Source organism: Endozoicomonas sp. ONNA1 (assembly GCF_024606325.1).
Lineage (GTDB): Bacteria > Pseudomonadota > Gammaproteobacteria > Pseudomonadales > Endozoicomonadaceae > Endozoicomonas_A.
Genome location: NZ_JAHHPN010000424.1, coordinates 53,220 through 73,447, shown reverse-complemented (window position 1 = coordinate 73,447; position 20,228 = coordinate 53,220). Strand labels below are relative to the sequence as shown.

Annotated in this window: 21 protein-coding genes; 11 read left to right on the top strand and 10 right to left on the bottom strand. The window is 49.6% G+C overall.

The window, feature by feature from the left end:
- The first annotated feature begins 143 nt into the window (after positions 1–143).
- The 4 genes from thrS to rplT all read left to right on the top strand — a co-directional run bounded on the left by thrS (position 144) and on the right by rplT (position 3,455).
- Entirely contained in the window at positions 144–2,066 is a 1,923-nt protein-coding gene (gene thrS, locus KDK19_RS09810) for a threonine--tRNA ligase (RefSeq protein WP_257254378.1), read from the top strand.
- Positions 2,067–2,101: 35 nt separating this feature from the next.
- Complete coding sequence (gene infC, locus KDK19_RS09805; protein ID WP_257254377.1) at positions 2,102–2,692, top strand: translation initiation factor IF-3; 591 nt, start codon at positions 2,102–2,104, stop codon at positions 2,690–2,692.
- A gap of 178 nt (positions 2,693–2,870) precedes the next feature.
- A complete protein-coding gene (gene rpmI / locus KDK19_RS09800) occupies positions 2,871–3,062 on the top strand; it encodes a 50S ribosomal protein L35 (protein WP_034837404.1) in 192 nt (63 codons plus the stop codon).
- Between the two features lie 36 nt (positions 3,063–3,098).
- On the top strand, positions 3,099–3,455 hold the full coding sequence (gene rplT / locus KDK19_RS09795; protein WP_257254376.1) for a 50S ribosomal protein L20: 357 nt from the start codon (positions 3,099–3,101) through the stop codon (positions 3,453–3,455).
- Positions 3,456–3,524: 69 nt separating this feature from the next.
- Here rplT and smrA read toward each other — a convergent pair whose 3' ends face one another.
- From smrA to KDK19_RS09770, 5 genes are all read right to left on the bottom strand, one after another.
- The gene (gene smrA / locus KDK19_RS09790) at positions 3,525–4,103 is read right to left on the bottom strand and encodes a DNA endonuclease SmrA (protein WP_257254375.1); all 579 of its coding nucleotides are present in this window, start codon (positions 4,101–4,103) and stop codon (positions 3,525–3,527) included.
- An 83-nt stretch (positions 4,104–4,186) separates the two neighbouring features.
- Positions 4,187–4,825, bottom strand: coding sequence for a hypothetical protein (locus KDK19_RS09785; RefSeq protein WP_257291834.1), 639 nt, complete (start codon positions 4,823–4,825; stop codon positions 4,187–4,189).
- Positions 4,826–4,926: 101 nt separating this feature from the next.
- On the bottom strand, positions 4,927–5,904 hold the full coding sequence (locus KDK19_RS09780; RefSeq protein ID WP_257254373.1) for a hypothetical protein: 978 nt from the start codon (positions 5,902–5,904) through the stop codon (positions 4,927–4,929).
- Complete coding sequence (locus KDK19_RS09775) at positions 5,901–6,359, bottom strand: type III secretion system chaperone (protein ID WP_257291833.1); 459 nt, start codon at positions 6,357–6,359, stop codon at positions 5,901–5,903. Before KDK19_RS09775 ends, KDK19_RS09780 begins: the two co-directional genes overlap by 4 nt.
- A gap of 87 nt (positions 6,360–6,446) precedes the next feature.
- Positions 6,447–7,214, bottom strand: coding sequence for a class I SAM-dependent methyltransferase (locus KDK19_RS09770; protein WP_257254371.1), 768 nt, complete (start codon positions 7,212–7,214; stop codon positions 6,447–6,449).
- A gap of 198 nt (positions 7,215–7,412) precedes the next feature.
- Here KDK19_RS09770 and KDK19_RS09765 point away from each other — a divergent pair, with 198 nt between their 5' ends.
- On the top strand, positions 7,413–7,682 hold the full coding sequence (locus KDK19_RS09765) for a hypothetical protein (RefSeq protein WP_257254370.1): 270 nt from the start codon (positions 7,413–7,415) through the stop codon (positions 7,680–7,682).
- A 58-nt stretch (positions 7,683–7,740) separates the two neighbouring features.
- Here KDK19_RS09765 and thiH read toward each other — a convergent pair whose 3' ends face one another.
- From thiH to thiS, 3 genes are read right to left on the bottom strand one after another with little or no spacing between them, the layout of a single operon-like run.
- Positions 7,741–8,856, bottom strand: coding sequence for a 2-iminoacetate synthase ThiH (gene thiH, locus KDK19_RS09760; protein WP_257254369.1), 1,116 nt, complete (start codon positions 8,854–8,856; stop codon positions 7,741–7,743).
- A complete protein-coding gene (locus KDK19_RS09755; RefSeq protein WP_257254368.1) occupies positions 8,856–9,623 on the bottom strand; it encodes a thiazole synthase in 768 nt (255 codons plus the stop codon). The genes thiH and KDK19_RS09755 overlap by 1 nt, the downstream gene beginning before the upstream one ends.
- Before the next feature lie 59 nt (positions 9,624–9,682).
- Positions 9,683–9,883 carry a sulfur carrier protein ThiS gene (gene thiS / locus KDK19_RS09750; RefSeq protein ID WP_257254367.1) on the bottom strand — a complete coding sequence of 67 codons (201 nt, stop codon included), beginning with the start codon at positions 9,881–9,883 and terminating at the stop codon, positions 9,683–9,685.
- A 173-nt stretch (positions 9,884–10,056) separates the two neighbouring features.
- On the opposite strand from thiS, the gene KDK19_RS09745 reads away from it, so the two are divergent.
- From KDK19_RS09745 to KDK19_RS09725, 5 genes are all read left to right on the top strand, one after another.
- The gene (locus KDK19_RS09745; RefSeq protein WP_257254366.1) at positions 10,057–10,635 is read left to right on the top strand and encodes a hypothetical protein; all 579 of its coding nucleotides are present in this window, start codon (positions 10,057–10,059) and stop codon (positions 10,633–10,635) included.
- A gap of 232 nt (positions 10,636–10,867) precedes the next feature.
- A complete protein-coding gene (locus KDK19_RS09740; protein WP_257254365.1) occupies positions 10,868–11,896 on the top strand; it encodes a phenylalanine--tRNA ligase subunit alpha in 1,029 nt (342 codons plus the stop codon).
- A gap of 45 nt (positions 11,897–11,941) precedes the next feature.
- Positions 11,942–14,320, top strand: coding sequence for a phenylalanine--tRNA ligase subunit beta (gene pheT / locus KDK19_RS09735; protein ID WP_257291832.1), 2,379 nt, complete (start codon positions 11,942–11,944; stop codon positions 14,318–14,320).
- A gap of 91 nt (positions 14,321–14,411) precedes the next feature.
- On the top strand, positions 14,412–14,723 hold the full coding sequence (gene ihfA / locus KDK19_RS09730) for an integration host factor subunit alpha (protein WP_257254363.1): 312 nt from the start codon (positions 14,412–14,414) through the stop codon (positions 14,721–14,723).
- Positions 14,695–15,063, top strand: coding sequence for a MerR family transcriptional regulator (locus tag KDK19_RS09725; RefSeq protein WP_257254362.1), 369 nt, complete (start codon positions 14,695–14,697; stop codon positions 15,061–15,063). Before ihfA ends, KDK19_RS09725 begins: the two co-directional genes overlap by 29 nt.
- 72 nt (positions 15,064–15,135) lie before the next feature.
- On the opposite strand, the gene KDK19_RS09720 is transcribed toward KDK19_RS09725, so the two are convergent.
- Together KDK19_RS09720 and KDK19_RS09715 are read right to left on the bottom strand one after the other, a co-directional pair.
- Complete coding sequence (locus KDK19_RS09720) at positions 15,136–17,379, bottom strand: tyrosine-protein phosphatase (protein ID WP_257291831.1); 2,244 nt, start codon at positions 17,377–17,379, stop codon at positions 15,136–15,138.
- Positions 17,380–17,567: 188 nt separating this feature from the next.
- A complete protein-coding gene (locus KDK19_RS09715) occupies positions 17,568–18,173 on the bottom strand; it encodes a YecA family protein (protein WP_257253246.1) in 606 nt (201 codons plus the stop codon).
- Between the two features lie 170 nt (positions 18,174–18,343).
- Here KDK19_RS09715 and recQ point away from each other — a divergent pair, with 170 nt between their 5' ends.
- On the top strand, positions 18,344–20,173 hold the full coding sequence (gene recQ / locus KDK19_RS09710; protein WP_257291830.1) for a DNA helicase RecQ: 1,830 nt from the start codon (positions 18,344–18,346) through the stop codon (positions 20,171–20,173).
- Positions 20,174–20,228 lie beyond the last annotated feature (55 nt).

Below are 20,228 nucleotides of genomic sequence, written 5' to 3'. Positions count from 1 at the left end.
ACTGGTACAGAAGTTCTCAGCCTCTGGTATGGGCTGGCAAGAACGATGAGCAAGCAGCCTTCGGTACAGGTTGCCACTGAAGATGAACATAATGCCAATAGTGGCAAAAGCCCTGGCGGCAAAAAATTAAGGAATATCTCCTCATGCCTGTAATTACGCTTCCCGACGGCAGCAAGCGCGAGTTTGCTGACGCCGTTTCTGTAATGGAAGTAGCCCAGGATATTGGTCCGGGCCTGGCCAAAGCGACTCTGGCGGGTCGTATCAATGGTGAGCTGGTGGACGCCAGCACCAAAATCACGGACGACTCTGAGTTGTCCATTATCACTTCCCGTGACGAAGAAGGTGTTGAGGTGATTCGTCACTCAACGGCTCACCTGTTGGCTATGGCTACCCAAGATCTGTATCCGGGGGCCCAGGTCACCATTGGTCCTGTGATTGATAATGGCTTTTATTATGACTTCTCCTACGAGCGGGCATTTAACCTCGAAGACCTGGAGAAGATTGAAAAGCGAATGGCTGAGCTGGCAAAGCAGGATCTGAACATTGAGCGAGTCGTCATGACTCGTGACGAAGCCATCAATGCTTTCAGGGCCATGGGTGAAGAGTACAAGGTCGAGATCATTAATGACCTGCCGGAAAGTGAAGTGATCTCCGTTTATCGTCAGGGTGAGTGGATGGACCTCTGCCGTGGCCCACACGTTCCTTCAACAGGCAGGCTGAAAGCCTTCAAACTGATGCGTGTGGCCGGTGCCTACTGGCGTGGTGATTCCAGTAACGAAATGCTGACCCGTATCTACGGTACTGCCTGGGAAGACAAGAAAGCCCTGAAAGCTTATCTCCAGCGTCTGGAAGAAGCTGAGAAGCGTGACCACCGAAAATTGGGTAAGAAGCTGGATCTGTTCCATATGCAGGAAGAAGCACCAGGTATGGTGTTCTGGCATCCCAATGGCTGGGCTATTTACCAGGAATTGGAACAGTACATGCGTAAGAAACAGATAATACACGGCTATAAAGAGATCAAAACTCCGCAGCTGGTGGATCGCTCTCTCTGGGAAAAGTCCGGTCACTGGGACAAGTTCCAGGACGACATGTTTACCACTAACTCGGAAGAGCGTGACATTGCTGTTAAGCCCATGAACTGCCCATGCCACGTTCAGGTCTTCAATCAGGGCCTGAAGAGCTACCGTGATCTGCCATTGCGACTGGCGGAATTTGGCTCCTGTCACCGTAACGAGCCATCCGGTGCGCTGCACGGAATCATGCGTGTTCGAGGCTTTGTTCAGGATGATGCCCATATTTTCGCGACGGAAGATCAGATTCAGTCGGAAGTGGCCGCCTTTATCGACTTTCTCCATGAAGTCTACGAGGACTTTGGCTTCAGTCGTGACAACATGCTCTACAAGCTGTCTACCCGTCCTGAAAAGCGAGTAGGTTCGGACGAAATTTGGGATAAAGCCGAAAAAGCCCTGGCCGATGCTTTGAATGCACAGGAGTTGCCCTGGGAAGAGCTGCCGGGTGAAGGTGCTTTCTACGGACCTAAAATCGAATTTTCCCTTAAAGACTGCATTGGCCGGGTATGGCAGTGTGGCACGATTCAGGTGGATTTCTCGATGCCTGGCCGTCTGGGTGCTGAATATGTCGATGAAAGCGGTGAACGAAAAACACCGGTCATGTTGCACAGAGCGATTCTCGGCTCGTTTGAACGCTTCATCGGAATACTCATTGAGCATTATGAAGGAGCTATGCCTCCCTGGCTGGCTCCCAGGCAGGTTGCCATTCTCAATATTACTGACAGACAGGCTTCTTATACGGCAGAACTGGAAAAAATGTTGCTGGAAAAGGGCGTTAGGGTAAAAGCGGACTTGAGAAACGAGAAGATCGGCTTTAAAATCCGCGAGCATACCTTAAATAAGGTGCCTTATCTGCTGGTTGTTGGCGATAAGGAAATGGAAAACAGAACCGTTGCTGTGCGTACCCGCACTGGTGAAGACCTGGGTACCATGCCTGTAGAGGCATTCATGGAGCACCTTGCAGCGGATGTCAGCAAGCGTGGCCGTACTGCGTAATCAATCTGTTATAGGCTTGTCGAGCTCAATATTTAATGACGACAAGCCCTTTCGCACAGGCCGCCTTTACAGGAGATACACCCATCAGACGTAACAGCTTCCGCGATCGTCGCCCGCAGAAAGCGCCGATCAATGAGAATATCCGTGCCAAAGAAGTCCGACTGATTGGAGCCGATGGTTCTCAGGTAGGGGTAGTTGATACCCGTGACGCTTTGTCCATGGCCCAGGAAGCAGGGCTGGATCTGGTTGAAATTAATGCAACCAGCGAACCGCCAGTCTGTAAGATCCTTGACTACGGCAAGCATCAATACGAACAAAAGAAGCAGAAAGCCGCAGCCAAGAAGAAACAGGTTCAGACCCAGGTGAAAGAAGTCAAGTTTCGCCCGGGCACAGAGGAAGGGGATTACCAGGTAAAACTGCGCAACCTGGTACGTTTCCTGACAGAGGGCAATAAGGCGAAGGTTTCCCTCCGCTACCGTGGTCGTGAGATGGCTCACCAGCAGCTGGGCATGGAACTGATGAACCGGGTTGAAAAAGATCTGGAAGAAATCGGTACCGTTGAACAGCGTCCGAAAATGGAAGGCCGTCAACTGATCATGGTGATTGCTCCGAAAAAGAAGAAGTGATTCGTTTGTGAAAAATCGGTTGCTTTCTCAGTGGCCGGTTTTTTCTCGTTCTGGATGAACGACAGTCGCTTTTATTTTTAATATCCCGACACCTCCTGGCCCTGAAACGGGCGCCTCTCTCGTTGATGAGAATCATTAATTAGAAGGGTAGGTCGTCGCGAATGCGGAGTGCTTTTTCATGCCAAAAATGAAAACCAACAGTGGTGCCGCCAAGCGTTTCAAGAAAACCGCTAGCGGTTACAAGCGTAAGGGTGCCTTCAAGAGTCACATCCTGACCAAGATGACCACCAAGCGTAAGCGTCAGCTGCGTGGTACCTCCATGGTAACACCTGCCGACCAGGGTCTCGTTAAGCGTATGCTGCGCGACTAATCGCTTTTTAGATCATTTTTTTCGGAGAGTTAGCTCATGGCACGTGTAAAACGTGGTGTAATCGCGCGCAAGCGTCACAAGAAAGTTCTTAAGGCCGCTAAAGGCTACTACGGAGCACGTTCACGTGTATTCCGTGTAGCCAAGCAGGCTGTCACCAAAGCAGGTCAGTACGCTTACCGCGACCGTCGTCAGCGCAAGCGTCAGTTTCGTGCTCTGTGGATTGCCCGTATCAACGCCGGTGCGCGTACTAACGGCTTATCCTACAGCCGTTTCATTGCAGGTCTGAAGAAGTCTGCGATCGAAATCGACCGTAAGGTTCTGGCTGATCTGGCGGTACACGACAAGGCCGTTTTCGGTCAGCTGGTTGAAAAGGCTAAAGCTTCTCTGGCTTAAGTCTGGTTCATATCGGTTTCTAACGGGGTTATGGTTTTCCATAACCCCGTTTTATTAGGTGTGTCAGAATCAGGCGGTGCGTTTGGAGTGACGCTCCCGGTTTTCCAGCTTTTCCCTTTCGCTTTTTCTCAGTAAAACATAAAGCGCCGCAGAGCCGCCATGAAACTTCAATGCGGTATGAAAACAGAGAACCTGATCCATTTCCCGTAACCAGGTGTTGACGTAGCTTTTGATGATGGCGGGGGGATTGCTGTCTAAGCCCCGACCATGATTGATAATGAGCGAACGAAGTTCGTGTTGCTGGCAGTCGTTGATGAAGTCAAAAACGGCTTTGCGAGCCTCAGCCGCTGTGTGATTATAGAGGTCGAGTCTGGCTTCAATAGCGTATTTACCCAGCCTCATTTTCTTGAAAACACCTTCCTGAACACCGGAGCGCTTATATTCCAGGTGATCGTAAGGCTGGACTCTTTTTGGGTTATCCAGTGATAAGAAATTAGGGTCATTCAGTTCAGCCTGGGCAGCCTTCCTCCTCAGGGCTTGACCGGGAGTGGCTGTCTGATGTTTCTTGAGGTCAGCTTTGGTGCAGCTTTTCAGGGGAGCCACTCCCTCCATTTCCTGAAGGAACAGATCCTGGTCGTCGTAACTCATGGTTTTGCACTTGTGGTCGAACGGTCAGAGGTGTTTTCCGGTCTGAAAATCTGACATTTGGACACCTCGGCAGATGTTTAATATTACTCGTTTTTGTCTATCCGGAGAACCGTGACCGCTGCAAAGGCCTTTTTTGCGGCTCCCGGTTGGGAACGCGAGTCATAATCAGATTCGGCTTGGGTGCAGTATATTGGAGGATCAGAAGGTGCATTCAGTTTTTTCAGGCCATTCCTGTCACCAAAAAGAATGCGTACTTCAGGAGGAATGGTTTTAGGGTTGCGAAGAACATAGGCGGTGAGTCCGGTTTTCTTGTCGAAAATACAGCCTTTGGATTCTTTGGTCGACAATCCAGCTGCCTCGCCAGCAGCTAATGCAAGGGGGCGGTCGGCATCCCAGCACTTGATCTCATCCTGGATTGTGTCGTCTAGTACACCGTCTGTTTCTATGGAGTGTTTGTAAGGGTAAGCGGCAATCTTTGCCTCGAGACGCACGGCGTCCTGCACTTGCCAGCGGTATCTATCTACAGGATCATTGCCCGGAGCAAGAGTACCTACTGAAGATTGCTGCGGATGAGTTAATGAAAAAAAATTCCCAATATGAGGGAGGGTCGTAGGGGGTGTTGGTCGTAGCCCTAATTCTCGAAAACCTCTGTCGTTGCCTGCATACATGTGTCTTTGTGCATCTCTGACGGCTGTGCTTGCTGCGGCAGCGCTTCCTACCATCTTTCTGTCCTTCTTGGGGGGATTGGTAAACTAACTCCTGTCCTTCTTCTGCCAGTCATCGGGCCAGTGTGTTGTCAAAGCCTTTTTTGTTAAAGCTGAATTCAGAGAAAGTGAGTCTCTTCATATTCTCTGGCATACATAGCAACAGGTTTTCCGATGACTTTGTTCTGAAAAAACTTGTCATGCTTATCGAGCTGTAAAACGAACTCGTCTTCCACAGGCTGGTAGTGAATGATAGCTTCACTGGCGGCCCGCTGTTTGTCCTCGTCCAAAGAGTTAATAATGTCGCGGCTAAGGAACTCACTGGAAAAGCATCTGGCCGGTAAAACCTTATCTTGTGAGACCGCTGCGTATGATGCCTGTGCCCCGCCTTTTTCATAGCCCGATAATTTGAGAGTCCAGCCTTTAAAGGTGCTGTTTTTCTGCATCAGCTTCTGAACCTGCCTGGTGAGTTCACTGGCTTGTTTGAAGCTTTCAGGCACACTTTTCCGCCTGACGTTCCTCAGGTTCCGTAACCAGCGAACGAGGGTGAACGCTTTTTTGAACCTTGAGGTATGGGAAAGCTCTTCCGGTTTTTTCAGGGCATCCCAGCTACCAAAAACAATACGTACTTCTGGAGGGCTGGTTTCAGGATTACGGAGAATATAGGCGGTGAGTCCGGTTTTCTTGTCGAAAACACAGCCTTCGGCTCCTTTGCTTGATAATCCGGCTGCTTTGCCAGCAGCCAGCGCGAGAGGGCGGTGAGTATCCCAAGACTTGATTTCATGCAGGATTTTTTTGTCACACAGCCCAGCGCCATGAATGGACTTTTTGTAAGGGTATGCGGCAATTCTTGCCTCGACAGACAGGGCCTCTCCCATGCGCCAAGCGTGTCTGTTAGTACCTTTACCCGGAGCAAGTGTTCCTACGTGATGCTGAGTGGGGTCGATTAATGAAGGAAAATTTCCAGTACAATAACGAATTCTGGGAGTGCCGGGCTTTAAATCCGAGTGTTGTTTATTCTCGCTCCTTTCGTTTGCCTCCATATATCTTCGTGCATTTATGGCTGCTGAGCTTGCTGCCAGGCTTGCTCCTCTCATCCGGCTATCCCCCCTGCCATTGAAGGCTCATGAACAAACCCCTGCTCTTCTTCTGCCAGTTCCTGAGAAAGTGTGTTGGCGAGCTCTATATAGCCAAACACCAGGTTTTTGAAAGTCTCATGGGACAGGGTGCCGACAGGATGGCTGGTCATAAGGTGTAAACCCATTCCATCCGGGTCTGTATAAAACCATGCACCTTTGAGTTTATCCGGAGCCCCGTTGAGGGATAATAGCTGCATTGCTCTGGCGGCCTGTAGCTCAGGATCTGTTGGCATTGTCGTCAGCATTCGATAGAGCAACAGCAGATCACTGTTTTCAGGAACCTCCATGATGACTGCAATATCATTGTTCTCGTCAACCAGAGTGCAGATATTGTCATCCGTGTTCAGATCGTGACCAATATATTCGCCAAAGTCCTTTAAAAACTCTTTAAATTGTTCACTGGGGTTAATCATGGCGGGGCTTACCGTAGCTATTATTACTTGATGTTTATTTCGGCTTGGGCGTAAAAAATTGAATCGATGGGCTACAAAGCCTGCAAATCAAGCCGGTTTTCTGGCCAGGATCCGGACCTGATCCTGGTCGCCATGACTCCATACCGGGTAGTGTGGAGCCTCACCCTGTTCACAGACTTCGATCATGAATCCGGCATGCTCCATTAATACTTTCAGTTGTTCAGATGTAAAAAAACAAAAGTCTCTTCCAGGGATATTAATTTCATGGGCTGCTAATACCGGATCGGTTATTTCAGGACAATTAAATGCTTTTGCCGCCTGCTTCAGAAGGTTTATATAATCCCGCTGACAGGTCACGGTTAAGGGTGATTTTCTTATGCCGTCTCGTATCTCTCTGCTCAGGCCCGTGGTTTTCAGCACTTCAACGTCACAGGAGCAGCAGGTCAGCAGAAGAGTGCCTCCCGGCTCAAGAATTCTGTATAGTTCATCAATGGATGGCGTGACGTCTTCATTGGCAAGAAAATGAAACACTTCAGCGCAAAGAATCCCGCAAAAGGCATTATCTTCAAATGGCATGTTCTCTGGCAGTTTTGCTGCTCTGCATGTGACCGCTTGCTGCTGAATCTCCGGCAGGTCATTGAGCCACTCAGACAAGTCTGGCTTATCCATGTCAGTGGCTACGACCTGTGTTCCACGGATCAGTGCAGCGCGAGTATTGACTCCGTGGCCACAACCGATGTCCAGAAGGGGTTTATCTTCTTTCCAGCTGTTCAGCCAGCTATTTAGATAGATAACCGGATTGTGAAAAGTAAAACCCACACCCAGTTGATTTTTTTCGTACAAACGCTCTGACATAGCAGCAGTCCCGACAGATTAGACTTAACAGGATAGAAGCTTTCTTTGTTTACGGCGTTTAAAAACCTCTTTGTTTCAAATTGAATTGTATGGGGGTGTGCTCGTGGAGCGCTTTGTTGATCAGAGTTCGAGGTGTCTCTGTGTCATCTCTCAAAGTCTGCTAAGCTGTCCTTCTCATTCATTTGTCAGGAATACAGCATGTTGAACGCTGAACAACCACCCGAAACAGAGCTTGACCATATTCGAGACACCCTGACGGGGATTGTCGCCTACGCCAGTAAAACCCGTGCCGAAATGCACCGGGGGTTCGCTCAGATTGACAAACGTTTTGACCAGCAAGACAAACGTTTTGACCAGCAAGGTAGAGATATTGCTGCACTGAAAGCAGACAACGCAGAGTTGAAAGCAGACAATGTGGAAATTAAAGAAACCTTAAAGCTCATCCTGTCCAGACTGCCCAACAACTGACACGGCATCTAACAACAAAATCCGGTGGATTGCCCGTTGGCAACCACTGATTTAAAGGCTAGTGACTATAACTGCGGTCCCAGTCCTTCCAGACCGCTTCCAGACCTTTCGATTTGATCGCAGCCGCTACCTCTTCAGGACGACGGTTGTCGTCGATTGAGAACTGCTCCAAGGATTCGACAGCACCATCAGCATAGCCGCCCGGCTGAGTGCTTGAGAAAGCACTCATGGTCGTAATGCCCAAGGGCAAGACATTGTCTCTGAAGGATTCTGACTCCCGGGTGGATAGTGATAGTTCTGCTTCCGGCTTAAACAGACGGTAAGCACAGATCAGTTGTAGCAGCTGTCTGTCTGAAATAATGGAAACAGGTTCGAACTCACCTTCGCAGGGGCGCAATCTCGGAAAAGAGATGGAGTAACGGGTTTGCCAATAAGTTTTTTCCAGGTAGTCGAGGTGTGCGGCTACCATGGCGGAATCTGTACGCCAGTCTTCCAAACCGATCAGAGCCCCCACGCCGATCTTGTCGATGCCAGCTTTGCCGAGTCTGTCAGCAGTGTCCAGACGATAGTCAAAATTCATCTTGCTGCCGCGCAGATGGTATTTCTCATAGGCGATGCGGTTGTAGGTTTCCTGGTAAACCAGAACGGCGTCCAGTCCCAGTTCCATCAACTCTTCGTATTCGCTCTGTTCCAGAGGTTGTACTTCCAGCGTAATGTGAGAAAAGTGCAGTCTGACTTTATCCAGCACGGTTTTGAAGTATTCGGTACCCACTGTACCCTGAGCTTCGCCTGTCACCAGCAGGATATGATCAAACCCCATGGCTTTGATGGCTTGCAGCTCACGATCAAGCTCTTCCATGCTCAGGGTTTTGCGGCGAATCTTGTTGTCGAGGCTGAAGCCGCAGTAGGTACAGATGTTGGTGCACTTGTTGGAGAGGTAAAGTGGAATGTACATCTGAATGGTTTTACCAAAGCGCTGGCGGGTGAGCGCCATGCTTTTCTGTGCCATCCGTTCCAGATAAGGTTCAGCCGCCGGAGAGATCAGTGACAGAAACTGATCATGAGTCGGTCTGCGAGCGATCAGGGCATTTTCTACATCCGTAGCGGTTTTGCTAAGGATGTTCATTCTGACTTCATCCCAGTTTAACTGGTTAAACGCGTCTACAAATGACATTAAAAATCTTCCAGAAACGCAGTTAAAGGGCTGCTTGCATGAGCCTGATGAGAACGTATTCCCAGGCCAGCCTCATAAGCTCGTCTGCCTGCTATTACGGCTTCCTTGAAAGCAGTGCCCATGGCTACCGGGTCATTTGAAACAGCAATGGCTGTATTTACCAGCACCGCGTCCGCTCCGATTTCCATTGCCTTAGCGGCATCGGAAGGGCTGCCAATGCCGGCATCTACAACCACTGGCACCTGGCTCTGCTCGATGATGATGTTCAAAAACTCTTCAGTTTTCAGGCCCAGATTGCTGCCAATGGGTGCCCCCAGAGGCATAACCGCAGAGGCACCGGCTTCTTCCAGTCTTTTGCACAGGACAGGATCAGCGTGAACATAAGGTAGAACAGTAAATCCCATTTCAACAAGTTTTTCGCAGGCTTTTAGTGTTTCGATAGGGTCAGGCAACAAATATTTGGGGTCCGGGTGAATTTCCAGCTTCAGCCAGTGGGTTTGCAGGGCTTCTCTGGCCAGCTGGGCTGCATACACGGCCTCTTTGGCGTTGCGGGCTCCGGAGGTATTAGGTAAGAGGTTAACACCAGCTTTAGTCAGGGGAGAGAGAATATCATCCTGATCATCATTCAGGTTCACTCGTTTGAGTGCCATGGTGACCAGTTCACTCTCAGAAGCCTTAATGGCTTCAGCCATGGTCTGGCTGTTCTTGAATTTCCCGGTACCGGTAAACAGACGAGAATGGAAAGTTTTATCAGCAATGGTTAGCATACCAGCCCTGCGGTTTGATAAGTTGTCGGTCATTCCAAGTGCGATTTTTTTAAGCTCTGTCAGCCACCAGCGGTAGCCTTAATCAAGGTGATACGGTCACCTTCTTCTATTCTCTTACAGGGCCAGCGGGAGCGACTGACAATCTGTCGGTTGATCGCCAGTGCTACGCCCTTGTCAGTTTGATTGATCTGTTCCAGCAGCTGCTCAAGCGTCAGAGAGGCTTCTGAACTCAGGGGCTGGTCGTTAACAAAAAATTGCATAGATCATTACGGGAGGTTTTGAAATCAGGGTGGGCAGTTTAAAGCAAATTTTTCTCCGGATAAATGGGGGCGGAAGCCTGACTTTTTTTATGTGCCACATCATTGAACTTAAAACCTGAAAATAGGTCAAATGATAGTTCTACATTCTACATAGTGATTTCCTGAGGCTGGATATGATTTCCAAACTAATCGTTAGCGCTTTAATTTTCTTAGCTGCGTCAGTGTGTTATGCGGATACATCAGTATGTTCTGCTGATCCGCTAATAACCGTTAAAACAAAGAGCTTGTCATCATCGAGTGTATTTGAAGCTTCCGTGCGGGATAGCCTGTCAAAGGCTTTAAATAAAAGGTGTTCTGTTCCAGAACGTATTACTGCACCCTTTCGGAGTGAATTGCAGTCATATGGTTATGTTGCAAGCCCAGAGGATTCGTTTTTTGCGGTGGAGTATATCTTCAATAAAAATTTCATGAGTAATCAGCTGATTACTGCAAGTGCATTGTCATCGACAGAACACGTTCCTAGCAGGATTAGTGGTCACTTGAGCTGTGGGCATGGCACAGGAGTCGATGAAAAACGCTATGTAGCAATCAGCCAGCGTAGGCTATCTGGTTTTTTTACTGCATCCAATAGAGTGTTGAATGAGCAAGAACAAGGAAGTGGCTTGTTTTTATTAGTGGTTCAGCCAAGCCTGGAGTACCCGGGAAAAAAGAATATATTTCATTGTACAACCCTTAATGCAAAATCACTCTGACACTCCCCGCCCTCGCTTCGCTCTGAGCGAGGGTTCTTCGTTTGGTAAACCGTACTTCAGATCATTGTTCAGTTTTCTTGTCCGATAGGTTATTACATTCGGTACGGTCGGTATGAATATCAGGGCTTTCCGACATCGGTGAAATCCGCTCAAAAGTACATCTATCCAAACCCCTCCCCAACCGCTAGAATTGGCGGTTTATTTTCTCTACGCATCGGTTATCAGGAATCCCATGGAGAATCTGGAAGCACTTGTTTCACCCATAGTCGTCTCTGCTCTGGCTGAAGTTGAGTCAGCCGCCAATGCCGCTGATCTGGATCAGGTTCGGGTACGGTTTCTTGGCAAAAAAGGCGAGCTGACCCAGCTGTTGAAAGGTCTGGGTAAACTGTCCCCGGAAGAACGCCCGAAGGCCGGTGGTTTTATTAACGAAGCCAAGCAGCAGGTTCAGGCGGCCCTGGACGTGAAACGTGACGGTCTGGATAAAGCGGCCCTGGAAGCCCGTCTGACCAGCGAAACCATTGATGTTACCCTGTCCGGCCGTAGCCAGAACCTGGGGACGGTGCACCCTATAACACGCACCATGGAGCGCATCACCGATTACTTTGGCAACATCGGCTTTGAGGTGGCCCAGGGGCCGGAAATCGAAGATGATTACCACAACTTTGAAGCGCTGAATATTCCGGGCCATCACCCGGCCCGTGCCATGCATGATACTTTTTACTTCAATGACAATACCGTTCTGAGAACCCACACCTCTCCGGTTCAGGTGCGTGTCATGGAAGCCCTGGGCAAGGCGAACGAAAAGCCCCCTATTGCCATTGTCTGTCCCGGTAAGGTTTACCGTTGCGATTCCGACCAGACTCACAGCCCGATGTTTCATCAGGTAGAGGGCTTGTACGTGGCAGAGAAAGTGAGTTTTGCTGACCTGAAGAGCGTTCTCAGTGACTTCCTGAGGGTTTTCTTTGAGCGTGACGATCTGAAAGTCCGCTTCCGTCCTTCCTACTTCCCGTTTACTGAGCCTTCGGCAGAAGTCGATATTGAGTGGGGACGCAACCAAGACGGTTCCATCAAGTGGTTGGAGGTGCTGGGCTGCGGTATGGTTCACCCGAGAGTCTTTGCATATTCCGGTATTGATGCCAGCAAGTACACAGGCTTTGCCTTCGGTCTGGGGGTTGAGCGTTTTGCCATGCTCCGTTACGGCGTAAACGACCTGCGTCAGTTCTTCGATAACGACCTGCGCTTCCTGAGCCAGTTCAACTAACGGTTTTATTGGAACTAGATCGAATAACGGAGTTGAGAAAAACCTATGAAATTCAGTGAACAATGGTTACGTCAGTGGGTTGCCCTGGAAGCCGGCACCCAGGAGCTGGTGGACAAAATCACCATGGCCGGTCTGGAAGTAGACGACGTTGAACCGGTAGCGGGAGAGTTTTCCGGTGTGGTTGTGGGTGAAATTATCGCCTGTGAACAACACCCGGATGCGGACAAGTTGCGTGTCACTTCTGTCAGCACCGGATCAGAAACATTGCAGGTGGTTTGTGGCGCCCCTAATGCCCGTGTTGGCATTCGTGTACCTTTTGCAACAGTGGGAGCCGTTCTGCCGGGCAATTTCAAAATCAAGAAAGCCAAACTGCGGGGTGTTGAATCTTTCGGCATGCTCTGTGCGGAAGAAGAACTAGGCATGGCTGAATCTTCTGACGGCCTGATGGAGCTGCCAGCGGATGCTACCGTGGGTCAGGATATCCGTGAATATCTGAACCTTGATGACAAAATCATTGATGTTGACCTTACGCCAAACCGTGGCGACTGCCTGAGCATTGCCGGTCTGGCCCGGGAAGTCAGTGCGAACTTTCTGGCCGATGTCAGCGCAGTTCAGGTTGAACCGATCGCTCCGGCCATTGACGACACTTTTAAGGTTTCTGTGGAATCCAAAGAGGGCGCTCCACGATTTCTGACCCGTGTTCTGAAAGAGGTAGACGTCACTCAGCCTACCCCTCTGTGGATGGTTGAGCGCCTGCGTCGTTCCGGTATTCGTTCCATTGATCCGGTTGTCGATGTAACGGCTTATGTCATGCTGGAACTGGGTCAGCCTATGCACGGTTATGATCTGGATACCCTGAATGGTTCCCTGATTGTTCGTATGGCTCATGAACAGGAGACGCTGGTTCTGCTGGACGGGCAGGAAGTCAGCATGAACCCCCGGACTTTGGTGATTGCTGATGAGAAGCAGGCCCTGGGCATTGCCGGTGTGATGGGCGGAGAAGGATCGGGTGTCTCCGGGACGACCCGTAACGTCCTGCTGGAAGCCGCTTTCTTTGACCCCATTACGATTGCCGGTAAAGCCCGTTCCTACGGGTTGCATACCGATGCTTCTCACCGCTTTGAGCGTGGTGTCGACTTCCAGTTGCAGCGTAAGGCGATTGAGAGAGCAACAGCGCTGATTCTGGGCATCTGCGGTGGTCAACCTGGGCCTGTTTCTGAGGTCGTTAGTGAAGACAATCTGCCTGCTCTGAACACGGTTCATCTGAGGGCTGAGAAAGTCGCTTCACTGTTAGGCATCACTATCGAGAATGATCTGATTGAAGCTTTGCTGACGCGACTGGGCCTTGAGATGAACTCCACGGCGGAAGGTGAGTGGAGCGTTTCAGTGCCAAGCTGGCGTTTTGACATCTCCATAGAAGAAGATCTGGTAGAAGAGCTGGGTCGTATCTACGGTTATGAGCGTCTGCCAGAAACCATTCCAACGGCGCTTCTGAAGCTTAAGCAGGTGGATGAAAACAAGGTTAAAGAATCTGACATTCGTCGTATTCTTGTGGGGCGTGGCTATCAGGAAGCGGTCTCTTTCAGCTTTATTGATCCGAAGTTGCATCAGCTGTTTGATCCGGGGCGTGAGCCCGTGGCGTTGGCGAACCCCATCGCCAGCGATCTTTCTGTCATGCGAACATCGCTGCTGCCGGGTCTGGTTAAAACGGTCAGTTACAATTTGAATCGTCAGCATAGCCGGGTTCGTCTGTTCGAAACCGGCCAGACGTTTGTTCGTGAGGATGGCGTTCTGCGACAGGAAAACCAGATTGCTGCTGTGATTACCGGCAGTCGTTATCCTGAAAGCTGGGCGATTAAAGCTGAGCCCGTGGATTTCTATGATCTGAAAGGGGATGTAGAAGCTCTGCTGGCACTCGGTGGTGCGGCAGGGGATTTCCGTTTCGAAAAAGCCAGTCACGATGCCATGCACCCAGGTCAGTGTGCAGCGCTGATTCGTGATGATAAGGTCATTGGTCACGTAGGCGCTCTGCACCCAAGTCTGGCGAAATCGTTGGATTTGAACGGTGCCGTGCTCCTGTTTGAAGCCAGTCTGGAAGCAGTGAGCCAGGGTAAGGTGACAGAGTTCACACCACTGTCCAAATTCCCTGAAGTTCGTCGTGACCTGGCCTTGCTTGTCAGGCAGGAAGTGGCTGCTGACAGTCTCAACCAGGTCATTCGGGAAGAAGCCTCTGAACTGTTGAAAGATGTTCGTATTTTTGATGTTTATGCCGGAAAAGGCATTGCAGAAGGTCACAAGAGTCTCGCTTTGGGCTTGACCTTGCAGCACGCTTCCCGCACTCTAAAAGACGAAGAAGTTAATCGTTTGATTGACAGCATCGTAAGTCGGCTGGAATCGGAATTGGGTGCCAGTCTCCGTAGCTAATCAGCCAATGCGAGCGGTCTGTTTCGGGCCTGCTTTCTAAGCAGGCTTTCAACAGTTCGCAGCCCCGGTTATAAGAGAGCGGAAGTTATCCATGGGAGCTCTGACTAAAGCGGATATAGCCGAGCGTCTTCATGAAGAACTCGGTTTGAACAAGCGCGAAGCCAAGGATATGGTCGAGCAGTTTTTCGAACAGATTCGTCTGGCACTGGAGAATAATGAACAGGTCAAGTTATCCGGCTTCGGTAACTTTGAACTGCGCGACAAAAGTCAGCGGCCCGGCCGAAACCCTAAAACCGGCGAAGAGATTCCCATTTCTCCTCGCAGGGTGGTGACTTTCAGGCCCGGCCAGAAACTCAGGTCACGAGTTGAGGCTTATGCAGGAAACAGAGCTCAGGAAGAGTGATCTCCCTGTCATTCCCGGCAAGCGTTACTTCACCATCGGTGAAGTCAGCGACTTGTGTCAGGTGAAATCCCATGTCCTTCGATACTGGGAGCAGGAGTTTTCGCAGCTAAAACCGGTCAGGCGTGGGAATCGCCGTTACTATCGGCGTCAGGATGTGTTGCTCATTCGGCAAATTCGCAGCTTACTCTACGACAAACGTTTTACCATTGATGGTGCCCGCAATCATCTCAAGGGCGAAGTGCAGAAGCTGGACTCCTCTCAATACAAGCAACTGATCCGGCAGACCATCGCTGAGCTGGAAGATGTTATTGATGCCCTGGATGGGATTCCTTCCAACTGATTGCACAGGCAGATACAAAAATACCGGCGGATGCCGGTATTTTTGTATTGAGAAAATCAATCAGCTGCGAACTTATCCTCTTGGAAGGTTGCGCGGGCGTCTGTGGTTTTTGATGGCTTCTTCCATGATCTCGCCTACCTGATGCCAATCACTGTTTGCCTTTAAGGTCTCGGTGTAATTAACAATCTCATTCAGTTGCTCCTGATCTGCCTGACGCAAGACATGGGTCAGTTCAGTGGTCAGTTTCCTGGCATCGAATGTTTGTATTGTATTTCCGTACCCGCCTCCAGTAATTTTATTCAGCAGTTGGTCAGCATTTTTAGGGCCATTGTATTTCGATCTCTTCGCAGGCACGGGTGGTGAGGGCGGTAAGTCCGGAGCCTTTTCAACAGCAGTCTCACTTGTCTTTGCAAAACGGGTATTGACGTAAAGGTCGTTCTCATTGTCTCTTCTGATTTGGGCCGCTTTTAGCTTTTCCCTGTCAACGGTGGCATAGGCTTCTGAACCGTACCCCAGTCCGTTATCTTCAGGGTCCGGGGCTTTTTGGCGGCTAACAGGGGGTTCTGCAGGTGTAGCAACGGTCAGCCCTGCTTCTTTCAGCAGTGGATCAAACAATGGTGTGAACTGTCCGTGAACCGCCGTGACGGTATTGAGCTGTCCTGCTGTTTGCACGAATTTGTTTCTGACCTCACGGGCGGTAGCAATGGTTTGAGTGAAATCTTGTGGAACTTTTCCTGTCTTTTGGTACTGCCTAAGGCTGTTATCAATCGTTACGAAAGTTCCGGTTCTGCCGACCCCCGCATTGCAGTTGACGACGGTGGGGTTGTCTGACCTGGCTGCAACAGAGGGATGCTGACGTAACTTTTCAACCAGTACCGACAGTTTTGCCAGTCTTTCCGGGTTGCCGGCAGAATGGTCTGCCCAGCCTTTGTCGTAAACCCTGAACTGTGTTTCTCCATTAACGGAGAATTGTTTGACGGTGACGTTATCATTATCAAACGAATACTGCCCATCCAGTCTAACCTTAACGCCGCCGTAGTCTTTTTCTTCACCCACATTCTTCGGGCCTACTTCAATAGAACACTTATTAATTCTCTGCCCGGAAATTTTCGGATCTTGCAGTTCCTTGGCGTTAACAAGAGAGACTGAAACGGCAGGACGATGATGGGCCAGCATCTTAATGAAGTTGGTTTCTGTCTTTTCAACCGGTCCCTGACTGGCGATAAAGCTGCCACCAGGCAGGTCAACTTTGGCGGCATGATAGGGAGCTCCCGGTGCGAATGCTTTGCCTTTATCGCTCTGAAAGATGTTTTTGAATTTTGGCTGTGCTTGAGCTTTGAAAGCAGGGTCTTGATCGAATTTACTTTGTATATCTGGGCTGTCTTTTTGAATATCGCTGAATTGCTTTGTAATGACAGGATCGTCAGGCTGGAAGGGGAATGTCTGATCCAGTTTAAGTGGAGCTCCCTCATAAGAGCCAAATGTCAGTTGGGACCCATTGTTCGAGTCATACACACCCTGCAAGGACGAAGTCAGTTCTTTAAGTTCGCGGGATCGGGAGTCAGGGCTTTCCTGAATATTCAGTTGACGATCTACCTCTGCGCCCATCGCAGCCGCAAGCATGGGAGCTTTTGCGTAATGTGTGGCAAGTTCTTCTTTTAAACCCTTTACGTCACCGTTAAAGTTTTTCATCTTTTCGGTGACTTTTCTTTCGGCATAAATTTCTCGTACTTCTTGCTTGACTGTGCTGTAGCTATCGTCTTGGTTTTGGCTAAGTTTTGATATTAAATCCTTGATATCCGAAGTGGGGAGCTGCCGGACGGCGTCTGAGAAGTTGCTGAGTGAGAAACCAGAATCATCATCAAATTTGCCATAGTCTATGCCATCAATGATTTCAGGAACGGACAGGGCTTTAGTTGATGGGGTTTCCGGAGTGCTGTTTCTAACTGCAAGTGGTGTGTCAGCGGGCTTTGAACGGGTCGTTTCGGGTTGCTCACTCATTTTGTTGGGGAGCTTGGGCAGGGGGCGGGCATTCCTTTCCGAAAGGGGTGTTGAAGGCGGTTTTGATGGATTCGCTGCATGGTCAGCGCGATGTTCATGCAGCTTGCTATGGAAGTGGTCATAGACGGGTTTAACCAAACCGTGAACACCGAGAACCTCTCGCGCGACTCTCAATCCCCAGACTTTCGAAGCACTGCAGTTGTATAGTTTGCCATTGACCTTGACTGTCTTGGTAATTGAATTCTGTGGATCAGCGCCTGTTGTTTGAGAATGGCTTATTGAAGAAGCCCCGCTGTTGTTGATCGGATTGCCCACAACCTCTCTCCTGAGAATCTTCCCTGATTCTTGCAGTATAAATGGCTACGTGACTTTTTCCATTGAGTCGGTTGTTGTTGGGGCTGACAGAGAATTCTTGTTGAAGGGTGTCATATTTCTGGCATAGCTCACCGTTCGCTACGGCACAAAGCACTGCTCACATGATTGCTGAGCAGCGCGGTTCGTGTTCAGTGGCGCTTGTGAGGTGAATCTTTGCGGGCAGGTTTTGATGGTTTGACAGATGACTTGCCGCTGGCTTCCTCTGGAGAATTAAACAACAGATAAAGCTCCATTAACACTTCGGGTATCTGGCTGCACATATCTTCAGTCAGCTTTTCATTTTCCAGAATCGCTTCAAACTCGGGCTCGTCGTCAAACAGTCCGGAGCCGAGCATGAGCGGGAGCAGCAATTCACTGACTTCCTGTTCATTTTCCTGGAACCACTTTTCTTCCGACATGATATGGGCCTGAATAAAACCGCAGCACCAGTCCATCAGGTTTTCATCATCCGGGTCGGCAAATTCCTCGCAGGAGAGCTCAAAGCCCTCTTCTTCATTGAACTGCCGATCAATCGCTCGTGACAACTGATCAAGAGCCTGTTCCAGCAGAACTGAATCTTCTCTGGAAAGCGTTACCAGAGTTCCAAAAAGAATCTCATTACGCTCATCAGTCTTTAAATTGAAAGGGATGATGGCCATGGCGGTATAAAAGCCATGGATGGCGTTGAAGGTAAAACCTTCCTCATCCGCATACCTGTTCAGCAGCGGCTCCAGAGTAGAACAGATGTCCTGCATTTAAAGAAAATCCGGTGTGAATTGAAGTTTGGAAGTTTACAGCAGTTTTCTGAAAGATTCCTGTTTATTCAAGGTTAAACTCTTTGAAGTCTTATGCTCGTTTGATGCTATACTGACCTGTCTTTTCTTATGTGATTAATCATTGTCGTTTAAATGTGCACTGGACTGTAATGACTGACCCTGCTCTGAATGTTCTGCAAAATACTTTCGGGTTCGAATCTTTCCGTGGTTTTCAGGGAGAGGTCATCAGGGAGATCACAGAAGGGCGTGATACGCTGGTTCTAATGCCTACCGGCGGTGGTAAATCACTTTGTTATCAGGTACCGGCTCTGGTTATGGCCGGTACGGCCATCGTTGTTTCTCCCCTGATTGCTTTGATGGAAGATCAGATCCGTAATCTCAAGCAGATAGGTATTCGAGCCGAAAGTTTGCACTCAGGCGTAGCCATGGAAGAGCACTATCGAATCGAACAGGAACTGTTTACCGGGCATCTTGATCTGCTCTATGTCGCTCCTGAGCGTCTGATGACTGAAATGATGTTGAGGAAGCTGGATCAGATACGAATTTCCCTTTTTGCCATTGACGAGGCTCACTGTGTGTCTCAATGGGGGCATGATTTCAGGCCCGAATATTTACAGCTCTCAGTACTGAAAACGCGCTTTCCAACCGTTCCCAGGGTTGCTCTCACCGCCACTGCAGACAAACGAACCCGTCAGGAAATCATCGACCGTCTGGGTCTGGAACAGGCCAGAGTGTTTGTCGACAGCTTTAACCGGGCCAATATTTTTTACCGAATCAGTCAGAAGAAGCAGGGTAAGCAACAGTTACTGCGATTTTTGGAAAAAGAGCATCCTGAAGATTCCGGCATTGTCTACTGTCTTTCAAGAAAGCGGGTGGAGGATACTGCTGCCTGGCTGAATGCCCAGGGTAGAAAAGCACTGCCTTATCACGGTGGTATGACGAACCCCGATCGCAAGAATAATCAACACCGTTTTCTCAACGAAGACGGCATGATCATTGTTGCGACACTGGCATTCGGCATGGGGATTGATAAGCCAGACGTTCGCTTTGTTGCTCATCTGGATCTGCCAAGGAGCATTGAAGCTTATTATCAGGAAACCGGTCGTGCCGGTCGTGATGGACTCCCGGCGACGGCCTGGATGGTTTATGGCCTGCAGGATGTCATGTTGCTGCGGCAGATCCAGTCAAATTCTACCGCTGCACCTGAAATTCAGCGAGTTGAGCAGCAGAAGCTGGAGGCCATGTTGTCTCTTTGTGAGGTGACCGGATGTCGCCGTCAGGTGTTGCTGGAATATTTTGATGAACCCCTGAAAGAGAAGTGTGGACACTGTGACCTATGTCTGGAGCCGGTGACGACCTGGGATGGCACGGAAGCAGCCAGAAAAGCACTCTCCTGTGTTTACCGGACAGGGCAGATGTTTGGTGTTTCTCATCTGGTTGACGTGCTGATGGGCAAAGAAACGGCCAAGGTCGACCAATTTGGTCACAGGCAGATAAGCACTTTTGGTATAGGCAGTGAGTTCAAACAGAGCGAGTGGCGTTCAATTTTTCGGCAATTGGTATCCAGAGGGTTTATAAATGTTGACGTAGAAGGGCACGGTGCACTCAAACTGAATGAAAATTGCCGTCCTCTGCTCAAAGGCACTGAGCGACTGTTACTCCGACAGGATCGCTTCGAGTACGCCAGCGAGAGAGCCGCACGCAAAACCCGAAATGTGGATCAGGGAAGAGTTATTATAGGCGACCATGATCGTTCATTATGGGAGGCTATGAGAGCCCGTCGTAAAGAACTGGCAGAAGAGCAGAGTGTCCCTGCTTATGTTATTTTCAATGACAAAACACTCTATGAAATGCTCAATGTTAAACCCACCAGTCTGGAGGCTTTGTCTCATATTTCCGGGGTGGGTGAATACAAGCTGGAGAAATATGGGCAAACTTTCGTTGAGTTGATATCCGGGTTTGTTGTTTCGACTGTTTGATTTGAGTATTTGTTTCTAAGCTTGAGCATGGGAGCTCGTCAAATGACGCTATGGG

Bases quoted from the DNA above. Each gene is read 5' to 3' on its own strand.
- thrS (WP_257254378.1), top strand. From the start codon at position 144: ATGCCTGTAATTACGCTTCCCGACGGCAGCAAGCGCGAGTTTGCTGAC.
- infC (WP_257254377.1), top strand. From the start codon at position 2,102: ATGACGACAAGCCCTTTCGCACAGGCCGCCTTTACAGGAGATACACCC.
- rpmI (WP_034837404.1), top strand. From the start codon at position 2,871: ATGCCAAAAATGAAAACCAACAGTGGTGCCGCCAAGCGTTTCAAGAAA.
- rplT (WP_257254376.1), top strand. From the start codon at position 3,099: ATGGCACGTGTAAAACGTGGTGTAATCGCGCGCAAGCGTCACAAGAAA.
- smrA (WP_257254375.1), bottom strand. From the start codon at position 4,103: ATGAGTTACGACGACCAGGATCTGTTCCTTCAGGAAATGGAGGGAGTG.
- KDK19_RS09785 (WP_257291834.1), bottom strand. From the start codon at position 4,825: ATGGTAGGAAGCGCTGCCGCAGCAAGCACAGCCGTCAGAGATGCACAA.
- KDK19_RS09780 (WP_257254373.1), bottom strand. From the start codon at position 5,904: ATGAGAGGAGCAAGCCTGGCAGCAAGCTCAGCAGCCATAAATGCACGA.
- KDK19_RS09775 (WP_257291833.1), bottom strand. From the start codon at position 6,359: ATGATTAACCCCAGTGAACAATTTAAAGAGTTTTTAAAGGACTTTGGC.
- KDK19_RS09770 (WP_257254371.1), bottom strand. From the start codon at position 7,214: ATGTCAGAGCGTTTGTACGAAAAAAATCAACTGGGTGTGGGTTTTACT.
- KDK19_RS09765 (WP_257254370.1), top strand. From the start codon at position 7,413: ATGTTGAACGCTGAACAACCACCCGAAACAGAGCTTGACCATATTCGA.
- thiH (WP_257254369.1), bottom strand. From the start codon at position 8,856: ATGTCATTTGTAGACGCGTTTAACCAGTTAAACTGGGATGAAGTCAGA.
- KDK19_RS09755 (WP_257254368.1), bottom strand. From the start codon at position 9,623: ATGCTAACCATTGCTGATAAAACTTTCCATTCTCGTCTGTTTACCGGT.
- thiS (WP_257254367.1), bottom strand. From the start codon at position 9,883: ATGCAATTTTTTGTTAACGACCAGCCCCTGAGTTCAGAAGCCTCTCTG.
- KDK19_RS09745 (WP_257254366.1), top strand. From the start codon at position 10,057: ATGATTTCCAAACTAATCGTTAGCGCTTTAATTTTCTTAGCTGCGTCA.
- KDK19_RS09740 (WP_257254365.1), top strand. From the start codon at position 10,868: ATGGAGAATCTGGAAGCACTTGTTTCACCCATAGTCGTCTCTGCTCTG.
- pheT (WP_257291832.1), top strand. From the start codon at position 11,942: ATGAAATTCAGTGAACAATGGTTACGTCAGTGGGTTGCCCTGGAAGCC.
- ihfA (WP_257254363.1), top strand. From the start codon at position 14,412: ATGGGAGCTCTGACTAAAGCGGATATAGCCGAGCGTCTTCATGAAGAA.
- KDK19_RS09725 (WP_257254362.1), top strand. From the start codon at position 14,695: ATGCAGGAAACAGAGCTCAGGAAGAGTGATCTCCCTGTCATTCCCGGC.
- KDK19_RS09715 (WP_257253246.1), bottom strand. From the start codon at position 18,173: ATGCAGGACATCTGTTCTACTCTGGAGCCGCTGCTGAACAGGTATGCG.
- recQ (WP_257291830.1), top strand. From the start codon at position 18,344: ATGACTGACCCTGCTCTGAATGTTCTGCAAAATACTTTCGGGTTCGAA.